The organism is Mycobacterium kansasii ATCC 12478 (assembly GCF_000157895.3).
Classification (GTDB): Bacteria; Actinomycetota; Actinomycetes; order Mycobacteriales; family Mycobacteriaceae; genus Mycobacterium; species Mycobacterium kansasii.
Genome location: NC_022663.1, coordinates 1,873,324 through 1,892,901 on the forward strand (window position 1 = coordinate 1,873,324; position 19,578 = coordinate 1,892,901).

General features: G+C 66.3%; 14 protein-coding genes. 11 read left to right on the forward strand and 3 right to left on the reverse strand.

Annotation, left to right across the window (positions count from 1 at the left end; all coding sequences use genetic code 11):
* Positions 1-12 precede the first annotated feature (12 nt).
* The 3 genes from MKAN_RS07965 (at position 13) to MKAN_RS07975 (ending at position 1,970) form a co-directional block, all read left to right on the forward strand.
* The gene (locus MKAN_RS07965) at positions 13-1,194 is read left to right on the forward strand and encodes a PPE family protein (RefSeq protein ID WP_023367036.1); all 1,182 of its coding nucleotides are present in this window, start codon (positions 13-15) and stop codon (positions 1,192-1,194) included.
* 156 nt (positions 1,195-1,350) lie between these two features.
* The gene (locus tag MKAN_RS07970; protein WP_023367038.1) at positions 1,351-1,647 is read left to right on the forward strand and encodes a WXG100 family type VII secretion target; all 297 of its coding nucleotides are present in this window, start codon (positions 1,351-1,353) and stop codon (positions 1,645-1,647) included.
* A gap of 38 nt (positions 1,648-1,685) precedes the next feature.
* Positions 1,686-1,970, forward strand: coding sequence for a WXG100 family type VII secretion target (locus MKAN_RS07975; protein WP_023363993.1), 285 nt, complete (start codon positions 1,686-1,688; stop codon positions 1,968-1,970).
* 65 nt (positions 1,971-2,035) lie between these two features.
* Here the strand turns inward: MKAN_RS07975 and MKAN_RS30380 are convergent, their stop codons facing one another.
* Positions 2,036-2,194 carry a hypothetical protein gene (locus tag MKAN_RS30380; RefSeq protein WP_023367040.1) on the reverse strand — a complete coding sequence of 53 codons (159 nt, stop codon included), beginning with the start codon at positions 2,192-2,194 and terminating at the stop codon, positions 2,036-2,038.
* Positions 2,195-2,412: 218 nt separating this feature from the next.
* On the opposite strand from MKAN_RS30380, the gene MKAN_RS07980 reads away from it, so the two are divergent.
* The 8 genes from MKAN_RS07980 to MKAN_RS08015 all read left to right on the forward strand — a co-directional run bounded on the left by MKAN_RS07980 (position 2,413) and on the right by MKAN_RS08015 (position 13,028).
* Complete coding sequence (locus tag MKAN_RS07980; protein WP_023367042.1) at positions 2,413-3,186, forward strand: response regulator transcription factor; 774 nt, start codon at positions 2,413-2,415, stop codon at positions 3,184-3,186.
* A gap of 7 nt (positions 3,187-3,193) precedes the next feature.
* On the forward strand, positions 3,194-4,708 hold the full coding sequence (locus MKAN_RS07985) for a sensor histidine kinase (RefSeq protein ID WP_023367044.1): 1,515 nt from the start codon (positions 3,194-3,196) through the stop codon (positions 4,706-4,708).
* Between the two features lie 232 nt (positions 4,709-4,940).
* A complete protein-coding gene (locus MKAN_RS31790; protein WP_023367046.1) occupies positions 4,941-5,030 on the forward strand; it encodes a hypothetical protein in 90 nt (29 codons plus the stop codon).
* A complete protein-coding gene (gene kdpA, locus MKAN_RS07995; RefSeq protein WP_023367047.1) occupies positions 5,030-6,700 on the forward strand; it encodes a potassium-transporting ATPase subunit KdpA in 1,671 nt (556 codons plus the stop codon). The genes MKAN_RS31790 and kdpA overlap by 1 nt, the downstream gene beginning before the upstream one ends.
* Before the next feature lie 4 nt (positions 6,701-6,704).
* A complete protein-coding gene (gene kdpB, locus MKAN_RS08000) occupies positions 6,705-8,816 on the forward strand; it encodes a potassium-transporting ATPase subunit KdpB (protein WP_023367049.1) in 2,112 nt (703 codons plus the stop codon).
* Positions 8,817-9,728, forward strand: coding sequence for a potassium-transporting ATPase subunit C (locus tag MKAN_RS08005; RefSeq protein WP_023367051.1), 912 nt, complete (start codon positions 8,817-8,819; stop codon positions 9,726-9,728).
* Positions 9,716-12,298, forward strand: a complete 2,583-nt coding sequence (locus tag MKAN_RS08010) for a sensor histidine kinase (protein ID WP_225722921.1) — start codon at positions 9,716-9,718, stop codon at positions 12,296-12,298. The genes MKAN_RS08005 and MKAN_RS08010 overlap by 13 nt, the downstream gene beginning before the upstream one ends.
* A 49-nt stretch (positions 12,299-12,347) precedes the next feature.
* On the forward strand, positions 12,348-13,028 hold the full coding sequence (locus MKAN_RS08015) for a response regulator (RefSeq protein WP_023367055.1): 681 nt from the start codon (positions 12,348-12,350) through the stop codon (positions 13,026-13,028).
* Positions 13,029-13,201: 173 nt separating this feature from the next.
* Here the strand turns inward: MKAN_RS08015 and MKAN_RS08020 are convergent, their stop codons facing one another.
* Both MKAN_RS08020 and MKAN_RS08025 read right to left on the reverse strand, forming a co-directional pair.
* A complete protein-coding gene (locus tag MKAN_RS08020; protein WP_023367058.1) occupies positions 13,202-18,241 on the reverse strand; it encodes a type I polyketide synthase in 5,040 nt (1,679 codons plus the stop codon).
* A gap of 20 nt (positions 18,242-18,261) precedes the next feature.
* Complete coding sequence (locus MKAN_RS08025) at positions 18,262-19,545, reverse strand: glycosyltransferase (RefSeq protein WP_023367060.1); 1,284 nt, start codon at positions 19,543-19,545, stop codon at positions 18,262-18,264.
* Positions 19,546-19,578: the final 33 nt, after the last annotated feature.

A 19,578-nucleotide genomic window follows, 5' to 3' on the forward strand; every position in this document is an offset into this window, starting at 1 on the left:
AGGTGGGAACCAATGGATTTCGCAGCTCTGCCTCCTGAGATCAACTCCGGACGCATGTACGCGGGCGCAGGTGCCGGCCCGCTGCTGGCCGCCGCGGCGGCCTGGAACGGCCTGGCCCTCGAATTGAACACCACAGCGGCCTCCATCGAGTCGATCGTCACGCTGCTGACCGGCGAACAGTGGCTGGGCCCGGCGTCGCTGTCGATGGCCGCCGCGGCCCAACCCTACATAGCGTGGCTGACCTACACGGGCGCGTCGGCCGAACACGCTGGCGCGCAAGCCATGGCATCCGCTGCGGCATACGAGGCGGCATTTGCCGCGACCGTACCGCCGCCGATCATCGCCGCCAACCGGGCTCTGCTGGCCGCGCTCGTCGCCACCAACTTCCTGGGCATCAACACGCCGGCGATCATGGCCACCGAGGCCCACTACATGGAAATGTGGGCCCAAGACGCCATGGCCATGTACGCCTACGCGGCCTCCTCGGCGAACTCGGGAACGCTCAACCCACTGACCACGCCGTCGCAGAGCACCAACCCGGGTGGGCTGGCCGCCCAGTCGGCGGCGGTCGGTCAGGCCGCCGCGGCTGCCACGGTCAACCAGGTTGGTCTGAGCAGTCTGATCACCGACTTGCCCAACGCGGTGATGAGCCTCGCCTCCCCGATCACCTCGGTTGCCGACGCGACCGGGCTGACCGGAATCATGCAAAGCATCGACGACCTGCTCGCGATTCCGATGGTGGCCAACATTTTGAACGGCGGCATCAACACCGCCGCGTGGTTTGTCATGGCGGCGATCCCCAACGCGATATTCCTCTCCAACGCCCTCGCGCCGACGACGGCAGCCGCCGAAGCCGTCGAAGGTGCGGCGGGCGCGGCCGCCGCAGCGGGCGCGGGGCTGGCAGAAAGCGTCGCACCGGCGGCCGGCGCCGGCGCGGTAGCCGCCGGTTTGGGCGAGGCGTCACTGGTCGGCAGCCTGTCGGTGCCGGCGAGCTGGTCGAGCGCCACACCGGCGGCGGCTTCCACCGCCGGCCTACTGTCCGGCAGCGGCTGGAGCGTCCCCGAGGAAGCCGGACCGGTCTCCGGAATGGCCGGGATGCCCGGGATGGCGGCGGCCGCCAAGGGGGCCGGCGCGTACGCCGGGCCGCGCTACGGCTTCAAGCCGATCGTCATGCCCAAACAGGTCGTCGTGTAACCCGAAAGACCCGGCCGAGAAAAGGGGGACATGTCACTCGTTGGAGGCCGGCAATTTACCGGCGCGCCGTAATGTATTCCGCGAAGCGGCTACCACCGCACCATTCAAGTGCTAGAACTCTTAAAACTCAGACTGCGATATAAGGAGACAGGAACCATGACCGCACGCTTCATGACCGACCCGCACGCGATGCGGGACATGGCGGGCCGCTTCGAGATGCACGCTCAGACGGTTGAGGACGAGGCCCGCCGGATGTGGGCGTCCTCGCAGAACATCTCCGGCGCGGGCTGGAGCGGTCTGGCCGAGGCCACCTCGCTGGACACCATGGGCCAGATGAACCAGGCCTTCCGCAACATTGTGAACATGCTGCACGGAGTGCGTGACGGGCTGATCCGCGACGCCAACAACTACGAGCAGCAAGAGCAGGCCTCCCAGCAGATCCTCAGCAGCTAGCCCCGGCCCGACAGCTTCGATTCAGGAGGACAAGACCAATGACCATCAATTACCAGTTCGGCGATGTCGACGCCCACGGCGCCACGATTCGTGCCCAGGCGGCGTCGCTCGAGGCCGAGCACCAGGCCATCGTTCGCGATGTGCTGGCTGCCGGCGACTTCTGGGGCGGCGCCGGTTCGGTGGCCTGCCAGGAGTTCATCACCCAGTTGGGTCGCAACTTCCAGGTGATCTACGAGCAGGCCAACGCCCACGGCCAGAAGGTCCAGGCCGCCGGCAGCAACATGGCACAGACCGACAGCGCCGTCGGCTCCAGCTGGGCCTAAAGCCGGCAACAACAAGTGTGGCCGCACACCGCCAGGTGTGCGGCCACACTTGTGTGCGCCCATACCTAGCCGCCCATCGGCGAATGCGGAATCACCGACGAACTGACCCCGACGCGGTGAACCGGGCCGTCGGCCTCGCGCCCGACCATGCCTCCGAGCGGCAGCTGGCGTGACCCGCGCCGGGGTACCAGCTCAATGACGGCCGTCGGTACCGAGTTCTGCATTCGACAACCCCGGCAACCGCTGAATCGAGAAGCATTGTTAAGTCGGCAGGTGGGCACCCCAATAGCCCATACCGACAAAATGCATATAAAACACTTGCATATAACACGTATACGCCCGAGTTCCTGTTGGTAGCGTCGGACGTGACCGGGCATGGCTACATTTGAGGTTGTTATGAGCTCCGTGACGATCCCATGTGAGCTTGACAGTATGGGGAATCATGACCGCAATGACCGGACAACCGCGCACTCAACGTCCGCGCCAAGCCATCCTGGGGCAGCTGCCCCGCATTCACCGTGCTGACGGTTCACCGATCCGGGTTTTGCTGGTCGACGACGAGCCGGCGCTGACCAATCTGGTCAAGATGGCGCTGCATTACGAAGGCTGGGACGTCGAGATAGCCCACAACGGCCGGGAAGCCATCGCCAAGTTCGAAAGAATCAGCCCGGACGTTCTGGTCCTGGACATCATGCTGCCCGATGTGGATGGGCTGCAGATTCTGCAGCGGGTCCGCGAATCCGACGACTACACGCCCACCCTGTTCCTGACCGCCCGGGATTCGGTGATGGATCGGGTCACCGGTCTGACCGCGGGCGCCGACGACTACATGACCAAGCCGTTCAGCCTCGAGGAATTGGTCGCCCGGCTGCGCGGACTGCTGCGCCGGTCCAGCCATCTGGCGCCCCCGGCCGACGAGTCCCTCAAAGTGGGCGACCTCAAGCTCGACGCCGCCAGCCGGGAAGTCACCCGCGGCGGAACGCCGATATCGCTGTCGTCGACCGAGTTCGAATTGCTGCGGTTCCTGATGCGCAATCCGCGCCGCGCGCTGAGCCGCACCGAGATCCTCGACCGGGTCTGGAACTACGACTTCGCCGGACGCACCAGCATTGTCGACCTCTATATCTCGTACCTGAGGAAGAAGATCGACGCTGACCGCGATCCGATGATCCACACCGTCCGCGGGATTGGATACATGCTGCGACCAGCGGAATGAGCCGGCAGTGACCGGGGACCGCAACACCCCTCGCTGGTTTCCCCGTTCGTTACGCGGGCAATTGCTGCTCGGCGTGCTGGCTGTCGTGACCGTAGTGCTGGTGGCCGTGGGCGCCGTCTCCGTACTCAGCCTGCGCGGTTACGTCACCGCGATGAACGACGCCGAGGTCGCGGAGTCCTTACATGCGCTCAGTCACGCATACGCCAGATACCGCAACGGCGAACACACGTCGATACATACCGGTACTCCCCCGGTATCCCAGGCGCTGCTGGAGTTCACCGGGCAAACCCCGGGCAACCTCATCGCGGTGCTACGCGACGGTGTGGTCATCGGCTCGGCCGTCTTCTCCGAGGACGAACCACAGCCCGCGCCGGCCGACGTCATCCGCGCCATCGAAGTCCAATCCTGGGACGACGGCCCCGCCCGTGTCGAAACGCTGGGCAGCCTGGGTTCCTACCAGGTTGCCAGCCGCGCCGCCGGATCCGACCGACTCATCGTCGGCGTTTCGCTAAACCTCGCCGACCAGATCATTTCCCGCAAGAACATCACCACCACCGTGCTGGTCGCCACGGCGCTGGTGATCACGGCGGTACTCACGGCCTGGGTGGTCGGATATGCCCTTCGGCCGCTGCGCCGGCTCGCCGCGACCGCGGCCGAAGTCGCCGCGTTGCCGCTCGCCGGCGAGGACCACCGGATCGGCGTGCGGGTCCGACCCGAAGACACCGACCCGGACAACGAAGTCGGGATCGTGGGCCACACCCTGAATCGATTGCTGGACAACGTCGATAGCGCACTGCAGCACCGTGTCGAATCGGACCTGCGGATGCGGCAATTCATCACCGACGCCAGCCACGAGCTGCGGACCCCGCTCGCCGCAATCCAGGGTTACGCGGAACTGACTCGTCAAGACAGTTCGGCCCTGCCCCCCACCACCGAATACGCGTTGGCACGCATCGAATCGGAAGCCCGGCGGATGGCGTCATTGGTTGACGAACTGCTGCTGCTGTCCCGGTTGGGTGAAGGCGAAGACCTGCAAACCGAAGAGCTCGACTTGACCGATCTGGTCATGAACGCCGTGAACGATGCGACGGTGGCAGCGCCGAGCCACTGTTGGGTCAAAGAGCTGCCCGACGAGCCGGTGTGGGTCAACGGCGATCATGCCCGGCTGCATCAGCTCGTCAGCAATCTGCTCACCAACGCCTGGGTGCATACCCCGCCCGGTGTCACCGTGACCACGGCGATCACCTGCCATACCGACGCGACCAACGGGTCATACGCCGAGCTGACGGTGAGCGACGACGGACCCGGCATCGATCCCGACGTCGTGCCCCAACTTTTCGAGCGGTTCGTGCGCGCCAACACGACGCGCTCGGGTGAGGCCGGCCATGGATTGGGCCTGGCCATTGTCAACTCGATCGTCAAGGCGCATGACGGCTCGGTGACTGCAGAGTCCGCGCACGGCCACACCGTCTTTCGGGTCAGACTGCCGATGATGGACCGGCCGGGCACGGACATCCGATAGCCGCACCGCCGCAACGGCCGTAAAACTCGCGGATGACGCCGTAAAGAAACCGTTAAGGCCGCTCCCGCCCGGCCTCGGTGGCACCTAGCCTCTGTCTGGGCCTCTGTCTGGCCCTCTACCGGAGAGCCGTTCGTCGTTGCGTGTCGAGAAAGACAGATATGTCCGTGGTGGTTTACCTGGCGCTGACCGTGGCCGTCTTTGCCGTGCTCAACGCACTGCTGAGGTTGGACCTATGAGCGCCGCCAACGCCGTCGGTCTGGCCCTTGCGGTGCTCGTGGCGCTGTTGCTGGTGGCCGCCCTGGTGTATCCGGAGAAGTTCTGATGAGCGACACCACAGCGGCCGTGTTGTTCCTCGGGCTGCTGGTCGCCGCACTCGCGGCGGTACACGTCCCGCTCGGCGACTACATGTTTCGCGTGTACAGCTCCGAAACACACTGGCGCACAGAGCGTTTCATTTACCGATTGATCGGCGCGGATCCCGATGCCGAACAGACGTGGGCGGCGTATGCCCGTAGCGTGCTGGCTTTTTCGGCGGTGAGCGTCATATTCCTGTTCGCCCTGCAGCTGGTGCAGGACAAGCTGCCACTGCACCTTGCCCATCCGGCTACACCGATGACACCGGCACTTGCCTGGAACACGGCGGTCAGCTTCGTCACCAACACCAATTGGCAGGCATATTCCGGAGAATCCACCCAGGGGCACCTGGTGCAGATGGCCGGTTTGGCGGTGCAGAACTTCGTGTCCGCAGCGGTGGGCATGGCCGTTGCCGTGGCCCTCGTCCGGGGATTTGCCCGCAACCGCACCGGTGAACTCGGCAACTTCTGGGTGGACCTGGTGCGCGGCACGCTGCGGATCCTCCTGCCGATAGCCGTGCTGGGCGCGGTGGTGCTCGTCATGGGCGGCGTGGTCCAGAACTTCCATCTCAACGATCAGGTTGTCACCACGCTGGCCGGAACACCGCAGACCATCCCGGGCGGCCCGGTCGCCAGCCAGGAGGTGATCAAGGAACTCGGCACCAACGGCGGCGGCTTCTACAACGCCAACTCGGCACACCCGTTTGAGAACCCGACCGCCTGGACCAACTGGGTGGAGATCTTCCTGCTGCTGGTCATCAGCTCCGCGCTGCCCCGGACGTTCGGCCGGCTGGTGGGCAGCAAGCGGCAGGGCTACGCGATTGCGGCGATCGTCGCGGTGATCGCCGTCTTCAGCGTCACCACGATGATGTCGTTCCAGCTGCAGCACCACGGCACCGTGCCCACCGCGGTGGGTGCGTCGACCGAAGGAGTCGAGCAGCGCTTCGGAGTTGCCGACTCGGCGGTCTTCGCCGACGCCACCACGCTGACGTCCACCGGCGCCGTCGACTCGACGCACGACTCCTACACCAGCCTGGGCGGCATGATGACGCTGTTCAACATGCAACTCGGCGAGGTCGCACCCGGCGGCACCGGCTCCGGCCTGTACGGCATCCTGATCCTGGCCGTCATCACCGTGTTCGTCGCCGGGTTGATGGTCGGGCGGACCCCGGAATACCTCGGCAAGAAGATCACGCCGCGGGAAATGAAACTGGCGGCCGGATATTTTCTGGTGACTCCGCTGATCGTGCTCGTCGGCACCGCCGTCGCGATGGCCCTGCCCGGCGCGCGCGCCGCCATGGCCAACACCGGGCCGCACGGCTTGTCGGAGGTGCTCTACGCGTTCACCTCTGCGGCCAACAACAACGGTTCGGCGTTCGCGGGTCTGGCGGTCAACACGGTCTGGTACAACACTGCCTTGGGCCTGGCGATGCTCTTCGGGCGCTTCCTGCCGATGATTCTGGTGCTGGCACTGGCCGGTTCACTGGCCCGGCAAGGGGCGACGCCGGAGTCGGCCGGCACCTTGCCCACGCACCGGCCGCAGTTCGTCGGCCTGGTGGTCGGGGTGACCGTCATCCTGGTGGCCCTGACGTTCCTGCCTGCGCTGGCGCTCGGACCGCTTGCCGAAGGGATCCACTGAAACCGTGACGCGCACCACCACTTCGGCTAGACACCTGCTCGATCCGGGGCTGCTGGTGCGGTCGCTGCCTGACGCGCTGCGCAAGCTCGACCCGCGCACCTTGTGGCGCAATCCGGTGATGTTCATCGTCGAGATCGGTGCCGGGTGGGCAACGATCCTGGCGATCGGCGACAACACCTGGTTCAGCTGGCTCGTCGTGTTCTGGCTCTGGCTCACCGTCATTTTCGCCAACCTTGCCGAAGCGGTTGCCGAGGGACGCGGCAAAGCGCAGGCCGACACCTTGCGGCGGGCGAAGGCGGACACCGTCGCACACCGGCTCCGGAATTGGTCACCGGGAACTGCAGGCACACCCGAAGACCCCGAAGACGTCGCCGCGCCACTGCTGCAGCCGGGCGACATCGTCGTCGTCGCGGCGGGCGAGGTCATTCCCGGAGACGGTGACGTGGTGGAAGGCATTGCCTCCGTAGACGAATCGGCCATCACCGGCGAGTCGGCACCGGTGATCCGCGAATCCGGCGGCGACCGCTCGTCGGTGACCGGTGGTACGACCGTGCTGTCGGATCGCATCGTCATCAGAATCACCCAAAAACCGGGCGAGAGCTTCGTGGACCGGATGATCGCGCTGGTGGAGGGCGCCAACCGGCAGAAGACCCCCAACGAGATCGCGCTCAACATCCTGCTCGCGGCGCTGACCATCATCTTCGTATTCGCGGTCGCCACGCTGCAGCCGCTGGCGATCTACTCCAAAGCCAACAACCCGGGTGTGCCCGATACCCAGGCTCTTGGCGCCGGCGGCATCAGCGGCATCGTGGCGGTCGCGCTGCTGGTGTGCTTGATTCCCACCACAATTGGGGCGCTGTTGTCGGCAATCGGGATCGCGGGCATGGACCGGCTGGTGCAACGCAACGTGCTGGCCATGTCCGGACGGGCGGTCGAGGCCGCCGGGGACGTCAACACGCTGCTGCTGGACAAGACCGGGACCATCACCCTCGGCAATCGGGAGGCATCGGAATTCATTCCGGTCCACGGGATCAGCGCCGAGGAGCTCGCCGACGCCGCACAGCTGTCCAGCCTGGCCGACGAAACACCGGAGGGGCGCTCCATCGTGGTCTACGCCAAACAGGCGTACGGATTGCGCGCCCACACCCCGGGAGACCTCGACGACGCCTCCTGGGTGGAATTCACTGCGGTGACCCGGATGTCGGGTGTCGACCTGGACGGGCGAAAGCTGCGGAAGGGAGCGGCCAGCTCGGTCGCCGAATGGGTACGCGGCAACGGCGGCGATGTTCCGGCCGAACTCGGACAGATTGTCGACGGCATCTCCGCTGCGGGGGGCACGCCGCTGGTGGTGGGCCGCGTGGATCACCGAAAAGCGCAGGTGCTCGGCGTCATTCACCTCAAGGACGTGGTCAAGCAGGGCATGCGGGCGCGCTTCGACGCGATGCGCCAGATGGGAATTCGCACCGTGATGATCACCGGTGATAACCCGTTGACCGCCAAAGCAATTGCGGACGAAGCCGGTGTCGACGACTTTCTGGCCGAGGCCACACCCGAGGACAAGCTGATGCTGATCAAGCACGAGCAGCACGGCGGGCGCCTGGTTGCGATGACCGGCGACGGCACCAACGACGCGCCGGCGCTGGCCCAGGCCGATGTCGGGGTGGCGATGAACACCGGCACCGCCGCCGCCAAGGAAGCCGGCAACATGGTGGATCTGGATTCCGATCCCACCAAGCTCATCGAGATCGTCGAAATCGGTAAGCAATTGCTGATCACCCGCGGTGCGCTGACCACATTTTCGATCGCCAACGACATCGCCAAGTATTTCGCCATCATCCCGGCGATGTTCGTAGCCCTCTTCCCCGGCCTGGATTTGCTCAACGTGATGCGGCTACACAGCCCGCAATCGGCAATCCTGTCCGCGGTGATCTTCAATGCCGTCATCATCGTCGCGCTGATTCCACTGGCATTGCGCGGGGTTCGGTACACGCCCAGCCGTGCCTCGAAACTGCTCAGCCGCAACCTCTACCGCTACGGCGTCGGTGGGCTCATAGCGCCGTTCATCGGGATCAAGGTCATCGACTTGGTCGTCCAACTACTGCCCGGGATGTCGTAGATGGTTCGCCAACATTGGGCCGCGCTGCGCGCCCTACTCGTTTTCACCGTTCTCCTCGGCGTCGGCTACCCGCTGCTCATCTGGTTGGTGGCGGGGCTTCCCGGGCTGCATGACAAGGCGCAAGGTTCCATTGTCGAAGCCGGCGGTAAGCCGGTAGGCAGCAGGCTGATCGGACAGTCCTACCTCGATGCCGCCGGCCGCCCGTTGCCGCAGTACTTCCAGGGCCGGCCGTCGGCCGCCGGTGCCGGATATGACCCGTTGTCCAGCGGCGGCAGCAATCTGGGGCCGGAGAGCATCGTGGATGCGCCCGCCGACCCGGCAAAGCTGGCTGCCGGCGCAAGTCCGGCCGAGGCCGGATTCCGGCCCGGTCTGCTGACCCAGGTGTGTTCGCGCAGTGTGGCGGTGGCGCGATTCGAGGGCCTCGAGGTGGCGGCCGGATCACGTCCGTTTTGCACACCCGGCGGCGTGGGGGCCGTGCTGTCGGTGATCGGTCCGCGCGATGCGCGCGGCAATGTCTCGCGCCCAACCAGGGTGGTCAGCGTCAACGAGCCCTGCCCGGACGTCAAACAGCCGTTCCTGGACCGCTACGAGGGCGTAGCGGTCCAGTGCGCCGTGTTCGGCGAGAACTACTCGCTCGGCCAGATCGTGCCCATTCGTGGCGCGGCACCGGAGGTCCCGCTGGTTCCGGCCGATGCCGTCACGGCCAGCGGCAGCGGGCTGGACCCGGACATCTCCCCGGCCTATGCCGAGCTGCAGATTCCCCGGGTAGCCCGGGCCCGGCACGCCACACCGGATCAGATCCGAGCCGTGGTAACGCAGACGCGAAGCGGCCGCACCCTGGACATATTCGGCCAGGCGTGCGTCAATGTGCTGCAGCTCAATCTGGAACTCGACCGCAGATACCCGGCCTAGCGTTGCGGGTGGATGATGGTTGTGTGAGCGCCGTCGACCCCCCTCGCAAACGCGGAGAACTCCGCATCTATCTGGGGGCGGCGCCGGGAGTCGGCAAGACGTACGCGATGCTCGGTGAAGCGCATCGCCGGCTGGAACGCGGCACCGACCTGGTGGCGGCCGTGGTCGAGACCCATGGGCGCATGAAAACCGCTGCGCTGCTTGACGGCATCGAAATCATTCCCCCGCACTACGTCGAGTACCGCGGCACCACGTTCCCCGAACTCGACGTGCCCGCCGTGCTGGCGCGCCACCCGCAGGTGGTACTGGTCGACGAGCTGGCCCATACCAATACCCCGGGTAGCAAAAACCACAAACGCTGGCAAGACGTCGAGGAATTGCTCGACGCCGGAATCACCGTGATCTCCACGGTGAACATCCAGCATCTGGAAAGCCTCAACGACGTCGTCGCCCAGATCACCGGTATCGAACAGAAGGAAACCCTGCCGGATTCCGTGGTGCGGCAGGCGGCTCAGGTGGAACTCATCGACATCACACCGGAGGCGTTGCGCCGCAGGCTGTCCCACGGCAATGTCTATGCGTCCGACAAGATCGACGCGGCGTTGTCCAACTACTTCCGCCGCGGAAACCTGACCGCGCTGAGGGAACTGGCGCTGCTGTGGCTGGCCGACCAGGTGGACACCGCGCTGGCCAAATACCGCGCGGAGAACCAGATCACCGACCTGTGGGAAGCGCGCGAACGCGTCGTCGTGGCCGTCACCGGCGGCCCGGAATCAGAGACGTTGGTGCGGCGGGCATCGCGGATCGCATCGAAATCCAGTGCCGAGCTGATGGTGGTGCACGTCATCCGCGGCGACGGGCTGGCGGGTCTGTCGGAGGCGCGGATGAGCAAGATCCGCGAACTGGCCGGCAGCCTGGACGCCTCGCTGCACACCGTGGTCGGTGACGACGTCGCCGACGCCCTGCTGGATTTCGCCCGCGAAATCAACGCCACTCAGCTGGTGATCGGCACCTCGCGCCGGACCCGGTGGGCGCGACTGTTCGAGGAGGGTATCGGCCAGGCCATCGTCGAGCGGTCGGGCAAGATCGACGTGCATTTGGTCACTCACGAGGAGTCCAGGCGCGGCCTGCGAACCACGCCGATCGCGCCCCGGGAGCGACGGGTGGCGTCTTGGCTGGCGGCGGTCATCGTCCCATCGCTGATCTGCGCGATAACCGTGGCCGTGCTGGACCGCTATCTGGACACCAGCGGTGAAAGCGCGCTGTTCTTCGTCGGGGTCCTCGTGGTGGCGCTGCTGGGAGGCGTTGCCCCGGCTGTCCTTTCGGCGGTGTTATCCAGCCTCCTGCTGAATTACTACCTGACCGATCCGCGTCACACGTTCACCATCGCCGAACCCTCGGCCGCCGTGACCGAGGCGGTCCTGCTTCTGGTGGCGGTCGCGGTCGCGGTCCTTGTGGACGGTGCGGCCAAACGAGCGCGGGAGGCCCGCCGCGCATCACAAGAGGCCGAGCTGCTGACGTTGTTCGCCGGATCGGTGCTGCGCGGCGCAGACCTGGAAACATTGCTGGAGCGAGTGCGCGAAACCTATTCGCAGCGCGCGGTCAGCATGCTGCGCGAGTATGCCGACGAAGACCGCACCCGCAGTGAAGTGGTGGCCTCTGTCGGCAAAGAGCCCTGTGCCACAGTCGATTCCGCCGACACCGCGATCGAGGTCGGTGACGACGAATTCTGGATGCTGATGGCCGGAAAGAAACTTTCCGCACGGGACCGCCGAGTGCTCAACGCGGTGGCCAGACAGGCCGCGGGTCTGGTCAGGCAGCGCGAGATGGCCGAAGAAGCCAGCCGCACCGAAGCGATCGTGCGTGCCGACGAGCTGCGACGCTCACTGCTGTCGGCGGTCAGCCACGATCTGCGCACCCCGCTGGCCGCGGCCAAGGTCGCGGTGTCCAGCTTGCGCGCCCAGGACATCGCCTTCTCCCCGGCGGACACCGCCGAATTGCTGGCCACCATCGAAGAATCCATCGACGCGCTCACCGCGCTGGTCGGAAACCTGCTCGATTCGTCGCGGCTTGCCGCCGGCGTGCTACGCCCGGATCTGCAGCGGGTGTACTTGGAGGAAGAGGTGCAGCGCGCGTTGGTCAGCATCGGCAAGGGCGCCACCGGCTTCTACCGATCGGCCATCGACCGCGTCAAGGTCGACGTCGGAGGCGCCGTGGTCATGGCCGATGCCGGTCTGCTGGAACGGGTCTTGGCCAACCTCATCGACAACGCGTTGCGCTATGCGCCGGACTGCGTCGTGCGGGTCAATGCCGGCCGGGTGGGCGATCGCGTGCTGATCAACGTCATCGACGAGGGCCCCGGGGTCCCGCCGGGAAGCCAGGGGCAGATCTTCGAACCTTTTCAGCGCCTTGGCGATAACGACAACACCACCGGGGTCGGTCTGGGAATGTCGGTGGCGCGAGGTTTCGTCGAGGCGATGGGCGGCACAGTCGCCGCGGGAGATACGCCGGGCGGCGGCCTGACCGTCGTCGTCGACCTGGCCGCGCCGCCCGAAGACGGTGACTTATGACCCGCGCCGGCGACGATGCAGAGCGAAGCGATGAAGAGGAGCGGCGCCGATGACCCGCGTGCTGGTGATCGACGACGAGCCGCACATCCTGCGGGCGCTGCGCATCAACCTGACCGTGCGCGGCTACGAGGTGATCACCGCCTCGACGGGTGCCGGCGCGCTGCGCGCCGCCGCCGAGCACCCGCCCGACGTGGTGATCCTGGACCTCGGCCTGCCCGACATTTCGGGCATCGACGTGCTGGCCGGGCTCCGCGGCTGGCTGACGGCGCCGGTGATCGTGTTGTCGGCGCGCACCGATTCGTCCGACAAGGTCGAGGCCCTGGACGCGGGCGCCGACGACTACGTCACGAAACCCTTTGGCATGGACGAGTTTCTGGCCAGGCTGCGCGCGGCGGTGCGCCGCAACGCCGCGGCGTCGGAGGTGGATCAGCCGGTTGTCGAAACCGACGCGTTCACAGTCGATTTGGCCGCCAAAAAAGTCACCAAGAACGGTGCCGAAGTGCATCTGACCCCGACCGAATGGGGCATGCTCGAGGTCCTGGTCCGCAACCGCGGCAAGCTGGTCGGCCGCGAGGAGCTGCTCAAGGAGGTATGGGGACCCGCCTACGCCACCGAAACCCATTACCTGCGGGTGTATCTGGCGCAGCTGCGGCGCAAACTGGAAGACGACCCGTCACACCCCAAGCACCTGCTGACCGAGTCCGGAATGGGCTACCGCTTCGAGGCTTGACTGACAGGCGCCACTTTCACCGCGGCGCCGCCCTTGGGCCGTGGCGGCCCGGATGTGGTCGAAGTCCCCGGCTTCGGGCTCGCCGACGTCGCGCCGAGTCCGATCTGCTCGGCGCCGAGGCGATCGCTCCCGCGGTGTGCCGCACACCGTTGTCGACACCTACGAGCATCTGCTCAACATCGCCCCTCATCCTGATTGTCCTGGCCGGCCATGACCTGGCGAAGCAATTCGTCGACGTCGTCGTCTGAAACCTGGGGCACCTGGGCCAGCAGGTCGATCCACGGTGGACCTGCGACATGGGTCGCGTCGGTCTGCCCGTTGGGCTGCGTCGCGCTCGGGTCCGCCGCCGCGGCCGGATCGGGCTGGGCCGAGCCCCTTCCGGACAGCTGGTCGGCGAGCCAATCAGCCAGACCCGCAACGCTTGCGTCATCGAGCAACTTGATGACCGGGACGTCGATGCCCAGGTCGCGTTCAATCTCGCTCCGCAACTTCGTAGCCGTGAGTGAGCCGAGCCCCAGGTGCTTCAGCGGCGACTGAGTGTCCAGCCGAGCGGCGGTCAGACCGAGTTTGCCAGCGGCTTGAGCGCCCAGGTATGACTCGAGCAACCGTTGGCGCTCCTGCCGGCCAGCGCGGCGCAGCGCTTCGTTGAGGCTGGCTCCCTCGGCAGGCGCGCCGCCGGCTGCGGGCTCCACGCCGACAGGCGACGGCGCCCCGTCGTTGATGCCGACCTCGGCGGCGTTGCGCTCGTCCAGCCAGAAACGCTGCCGCTGCCACGGATATGTGGGGGCCGGCACGCATCGGCCGCTCCCGGAATGCAATTGCTCCCAGGCAACGGTTTGCCCGTGGGTGTAGAGAGCTCCGAGTGACGCGAGCATGGTGGCACGTTCCGGTTCGTCGCGGCACATAGATCGCAGGAGCGTGCTGGGGATACCCCGCTCGTCGGCGCCTGCGTGCACCTCGCTCAACAGAATGGGGTGCGGACTGATCTCCAGGAACGTGTCGTGACCGGCGTCAAAAAGGCGCCCGATTGCGGCAGGGAAAAGCACTGGCGCACAGAGATTCTCAACCCAGTAGGCCGCGTCCGGCACACGGTCGACCAACCGATCGCCCGTCACGGTCGAGTACATAGGTACGGCCGGCTGCGCTGGCCGGATCCCGGCCAGGCTATCGCGAAGCGCCTCCGCCTCGAAGCCATGGCCGACCCCACAGATCACCTGTGCGGCATCGTCGAGGGTCAAGGCGCCCGCAACGTAAGCCGCCGCCACCGCACCGCTTCCGTGGCCGAGCACGGCTTCGGGTTCCACCCCCCACGAACGCCACAGCGCAACCAGCCCAACCTGTATCGCGAAGATCGCAGGCTCGGCGGCGCCGGCAAGCCACGGCCGCGCCCCGGCCGACCCATCGAAAAGTTGCGTCAGCAACGGCTCCTGCATATGCGCTTGCAGGGCGACGTCGCAGGCACCCAGCGCTTCCCGGAAAGCCGGCTCTTCGGAAAACAGCCGATGGCCCATGCCAGACCACTGCGAGCCCCGGCCTGAGAACACGAAGACAACCCCGGGCCGGCCGGCCCGGCAACGTCCGGTTGACAGTCCGAGGTGAGACGTTCCCTTCCGGTAGGCGGCAAGAGCCGCCGACAGCTCCGCGGCCGAGTCGCCGACAGCGGCCAGCCGATAGTCGTAATGGCCACGGCGCGCGCCGGCCGTATGGCAGAGGTCGGCGAGCGGCGCTCCGGCCGCTAGGGCCGTCTCATAGCGCAGCGCCAGTTCCGCCAGGGCCTCGGGTGACCGCGCCGACAGCGGCAGGAGCTCAGCGCGACCCTGCGCCGCGTCATCCTCCGCCCGGGCGACCCGAACCTGTGGAGCCTCCGTCACAACCACATGTGCGTTGGTACCACCCAAGCCGAACGAGCTGACGCCGGCGACTGCTCGTCGACCGTCCTCGGGCCATGGAACTAGGGTCTGCCCGACGCGCAGCGGCAAGGTGTCGAAGGGGATATGCGGGTTGGGCTCTGCAAAGTTCAAGCTCGGCGGGATAGCCTGATGGCGAAGCGCCAAAACAACTTTGATGAGCCCTGCCACTCCGGCAGCTGCTTCCAGATGACCGATGTTGGTCTTGACCGAGCCGATCAGGCACCGGCTGTCCGGCATGCGGCCCCTCGCCAGGATTGCGCCGAGAGCCGCCGCCTCGATCGCGTCGCCCAAAAACGTTGCCGTGCCGTGTGTCTCGACGTACTGCACCACACCGGGCGACAGACCCGCCCGGCGGTAGGCGTCGGCCAGCACCGCTTCCTGTGATCCGCGACTGGGTGCCGTCAATCCGTTCGTGCGCCCATCGTGGTTGACGGCGCTGCCCCGGATCACCGCGTAAACCGGGTCAGCGTCCGCCAACGCTCGACTCAGCGGTTTGAGCACGACGATCCCGGCACCTTCGCCCTGGACGTATCCGTCTGCGCGGGCGTCGAAGGCCTTGCAGCGGGCATCCGCCGCCATCATCCCAGCCTGCTCGAGCTTGGCGCCGATGGCCGGCGAGAGGATGACGTTCACGCCGCCGGCCAACGCCATCGTGGACTCGCCGTCGTACAGGCTGCGGCACGCCTGGTGAACGGCGACCAGCGACGACGAGCAGGCGGTGTCGATCGCCATGCTTGGTCCGCGGAAGTCGAACGCATAGGAAAGACGGTTGGCGGCAATGCTCGACGCGCTTCCGGTGTAGGCCTCGATCAGCGCGGGCCCGCCATGCTGCAGGCTGCCGTAGTCGTTGGCCGAGATGCCGATGAACACGCCGGTGCGACTGCCGGCGAGCCGCTCCGGCACCTGCCCGGCGTCTTCCAAAGCCTCCCACGCCACTTCGAGAAGCAGGCGTTGCCGGGGGTCCATGCGGCCCGCCTCGTGCGGCGAGATGCCGAAAAAGTTAGCGTCGAACCGGTCGATCTGTTCCAGGAACCCACCGCGACGGGTGCCGCCGTTGCCCGAGGCGTCCGGGTCCCTGCGGTCCGGCGGTGTCTCGGTGACGGCGTCCACGCCATCGCGGAGCAGCTGCCAGAATGCCGCAGGCCCGTCGGCGCCCGGGAAGCGGCAACCGATCCCGATGACGGCGATCGGCTCGGCTATGCCCGTCGCACCGTCCTCGGCTACCGCCGCCGGTATGTCGGTGGGTGCGTCCGAACATTGTTGCGCAGCCATATATTTGGAGAGGAGATCGATCGTGGGGTGCTCGTAGGTGACCGTCGGCGAGAGTTCGCACCCGAGCCACGTTTCCAATGCCGAGGTCAGCCGGATGGCACGGACGGAGTCCAGACCGTAGTGCGCGAACGGCACCGACGTGTCGATTTCCGTTGCTGGCAGGCCGAGTTCCTGCGCGAACCGGGAGATCAACCACGCCGCGATCTCGGCGGTGCTGCGCCCGGTGCGTGCTGGCCACTGTTCGACAGGCGATGGGGCAGGGCCCGGATCGCGCGGGGCCGGCGCATGCCACTCGGCGAACACCTCGAGGCTGCCGTCGAGGAACCGTTGCCGGCAGGCGTTGCGCCGGATCTTTCCGCTCGAGGTTGTCGGGATGCGTAGCGGTTCGGCCAAAACGACGGCGTGCGGCGCGATCTCATGACGCTCGGTGATCGCGGTGCGGATCGCGGCGATAACCGCGCCGACGTCGGCTTCACGGATCCGCTCACGGTCCACCTCCTGCACCACGACGAGCTGTTCGGCGTCATCCGATGACGGTGTGACCGAGAAGGCGGCCCCACGGCCCCGCAGCAGCGCCGAATGGCTGTCCTGCGCCGCGGCTTCGATGTCTTCGGGATAGTAGTTGCGACCGCGGATGATGATCAGATCCTTGAGTCGCCCCGTGACGAACAACTCGCCGTCAAGAAAGAACCCCAGATCCCCTGTGCGCAGGAACGGTCCACGACCGGAATCCGCGAGGAACGCCGAGAACGTCTCTTGTGTCTTGCTCGGCTCGCCCCAGTACCCCTGCGCGACTCCGCCGCCGCCGAGCCAGATCTCCCCGACCCCACCGTTCGCACAGCGCATCCGGGTATCCGGATCGACGATGACAACTTCTACGCCGTACAGCGCGGGGCCACAGCCTACGAGCGTGACGGCGGACGAGTGTTCCGCCGCGACGCCGACCACGTGGTGCTCGCGCAGCGCCACCGGATCAACGTGGCGCACCAGTGGCACGATCCAATCCCCCTGACCGGACGCCAATAGGGTCGCTTCGGCCAACCCGTACGCTGGTTTGAACGCCTCGGGCGCAAAACCGCTGGGGCCGAACGCGTCCGCGAACCTGTCCAAGGTAGCGGCGCGCACCGGCTCGGCCGCACACACGGCCAATAGCCACTTGGAGAGGTCGAGGGCGGCACGTTCGGCCGCGCTGCTGCGTTCGACACACAGGTCGTAGGCGAAGTTCGGCGCGGCGGTGATCGTGCCGCCATAGCGGGAAAGCGCTTCCAGCCACCGCATCGGGCGTTCGATGAAAGCTTCGGGCGGCATGAAATGGCAACTACCGCCGAAGGAAACCGTTCCGAGAATCATGCTGATAAGGCCCATGTCGTGGTGCGGCGGCAGCCAGGACACGGCGACGTAGGAATCCACCCACCCGGTGGCCCTGCGGATGGTCTCCAGGTTGGACAGCAGGTTGCGATGGGTGACCATCACGCCTTTTGGCGTGCTCGTCGAGCCCGAGGTGTACTGCACGAGTGCCATTGCGTCCGGGTCTACGTCGGGCGCGATCCAGTCCGTGGCACCCTCCGGGCGCACGGCGTCTACGGCACACCACTGCAGGGAACTTCCTTCCGCCAAGCCGTCTACGACACCCTTGACCTTGGCTTGCACTTCGGCGGTGGTGAGCACAAAGCGCGCTCGCACATCCGCGATGATCGACGACACGCGCCCGATCACCCGGTCGCGAACCGGCGGATGCACCGGCACGGCGGCGGCCCCGGCGTAGACGCACCCGAAAAAGCCCGCCAGGAAATCCAAACCCGACGGGCACAGGACCAACACCCGCTCGCCCGCAAGGCCGTGTTGCTGCAGAACGGCCGCGATGGCGCGAGCCTTGATGTCCAGTTCGCGATAGGTGAGGCGGCTATGTTCCTCCCCGCCAGGCAAATACCGGCAGTAGTCGAACGCAACCTTGTCTGCATAGCGCTCGGCGTTTCGGACCAGAACGTCCAACAAACTCGGTGGCGCCGCGATCCCGCTGTCTTCAGGCATCGAATCCTCCTTGCTCCGTCTCAATGCGGGCGTCCAGTCGTCCTGGGTTCGGCGCGGCCATCAGCCAAACCCCTTAGGGGGGCCGCTTTTTCCAAGATGTCCGCGGTGGTGGCGACGCTTTCGGCGGGTTTGCTCATCAGGCTGGCGATCTCGCGGGCCCTGGCGTCATGTTCTGGTGTGAGGATGGATTTCAAATCTGCGGCCAGCGATTCCTGCGTGGTGGCCGCAAAACTCCGGGCCGCACCGACTTTGAGTCGCTTCACCGCGGCCCCGAAGATCGGCTGATCGGACGTGAACCAGAGGATCAACGTGGGAATTCCAGCTCGCAGGCCCGCGGCCGTGGTACCTGCGCCGCCGTGATGCACGACGGCGCGGCAAGCCGGGAAAACCGCCGCATGGTTGACCGCGCTGACGACCTTGACATGGTCGAAATGCGGCGCGGGAGCGAAATCGTTGTCAGCGGTGCAGATTAGCGCCCGCTCGCCCAACTGCTCGCAGGCCCCGCCGATCATGGTGATCATCTCGGCGGGCGACTTGATCGGTCGACTGCCGAACCCGAAGTAGATCGGCGGCGTCCCGGCCGCAATCCACGACGTGACTTCATCGTCGGCATCCGTGGGCAATTCCATGGTCAGCGAGCCAACAAACGGCCATCGCCCGGCCCATTCCGTTGCCAGCCCGGGGAATAGCAGCTCGTCGTAGGCCTGGATCTCGAGCGATCCGCGGTCGCCGTGCCGTCGCCACGTCGAGGCCGGCACCGTTGGCAAGCCCAAGCTACGGCGCTGGGCCGCCTCGGCCTCCTTCGTCATGCGCCAGTACATCCACCACGCCGTCGCAAGCGCATTGCGGCTCAACGGGGCTGGCAGCTTCGGAAGCAGTTGGCTATTTACTTGCAGCGGAACGAAATTCAGCGCGGCAACGGGAATGCCATAGTACTCGCCGACATTGGCGGCGAGTCCGGGATACATCCAGCTCGACAGTATGAGGTCGGCCCCTGCTGCCAGCGATGTCAAAGTTGCGCTCTTTTCTGCCCAGCCCCTGGTGATGAAGTCGCTGCCGCTGCGTAGAAACGCCTTTGGAGTCCGCAACATCTTCCAGAAATCCCTGGCGAAATTGTCGTCCTGCTGCTTGCGTGAATCCGGTCCGTAGGGAACCGCGGTGAGCCCGGACGACTCGACAAAGCCGAGCAGGTTGGGCGGCGCGCCCATGCACACCTCATGCCCGCGCCGCAGCAGCTCCTGCGCTACCGCGGTGCAGGGCTCCACATCACCCCGGGTTCCATAGCAGACCATTGCGAATTTCACGATGGATTGTCACCTTTCGCGTGGCAGCGTGGA

What these genes read in the sequence shown, in the direction of transcription:
- MKAN_RS07965 (WP_023367036.1), top strand. Translation starts at nt 13, where the DNA reads ATGGATTTCGCAGCTCTGCCTCCTGAGATCAACTCCGGACGCATGTAC.
- MKAN_RS07970 (WP_023367038.1), top strand. Translation starts at nt 1,351, where the DNA reads ATGACCGCACGCTTCATGACCGACCCGCACGCGATGCGGGACATGGCG.
- MKAN_RS07975 (WP_023363993.1), top strand. Translation starts at nt 1,686, where the DNA reads ATGACCATCAATTACCAGTTCGGCGATGTCGACGCCCACGGCGCCACG.
- MKAN_RS30380 (WP_023367040.1), bottom strand. Translation starts at nt 2,194, where the DNA reads ATGCAGAACTCGGTACCGACGGCCGTCATTGAGCTGGTACCCCGGCGC.
- MKAN_RS07980 (WP_023367042.1), top strand. Translation starts at nt 2,413, where the DNA reads ATGACCGCAATGACCGGACAACCGCGCACTCAACGTCCGCGCCAAGCC.
- MKAN_RS31790 (WP_023367046.1), top strand. Translation starts at nt 4,941, where the DNA reads ATGAGCGCCGCCAACGCCGTCGGTCTGGCCCTTGCGGTGCTCGTGGCG.
- kdpA (WP_023367047.1), top strand. Translation starts at nt 5,030, where the DNA reads ATGAGCGACACCACAGCGGCCGTGTTGTTCCTCGGGCTGCTGGTCGCC.
- MKAN_RS08005 (WP_023367051.1), top strand. Translation starts at nt 8,817, where the DNA reads ATGGTTCGCCAACATTGGGCCGCGCTGCGCGCCCTACTCGTTTTCACC.
- MKAN_RS08015 (WP_023367055.1), top strand. Translation starts at nt 12,348, where the DNA reads ATGACCCGCGTGCTGGTGATCGACGACGAGCCGCACATCCTGCGGGCG.
- MKAN_RS08020 (WP_023367058.1), bottom strand. Translation starts at nt 18,241, where the DNA reads ATGCCTGAAGACAGCGGGATCGCGGCGCCACCGAGTTTGTTGGACGTT.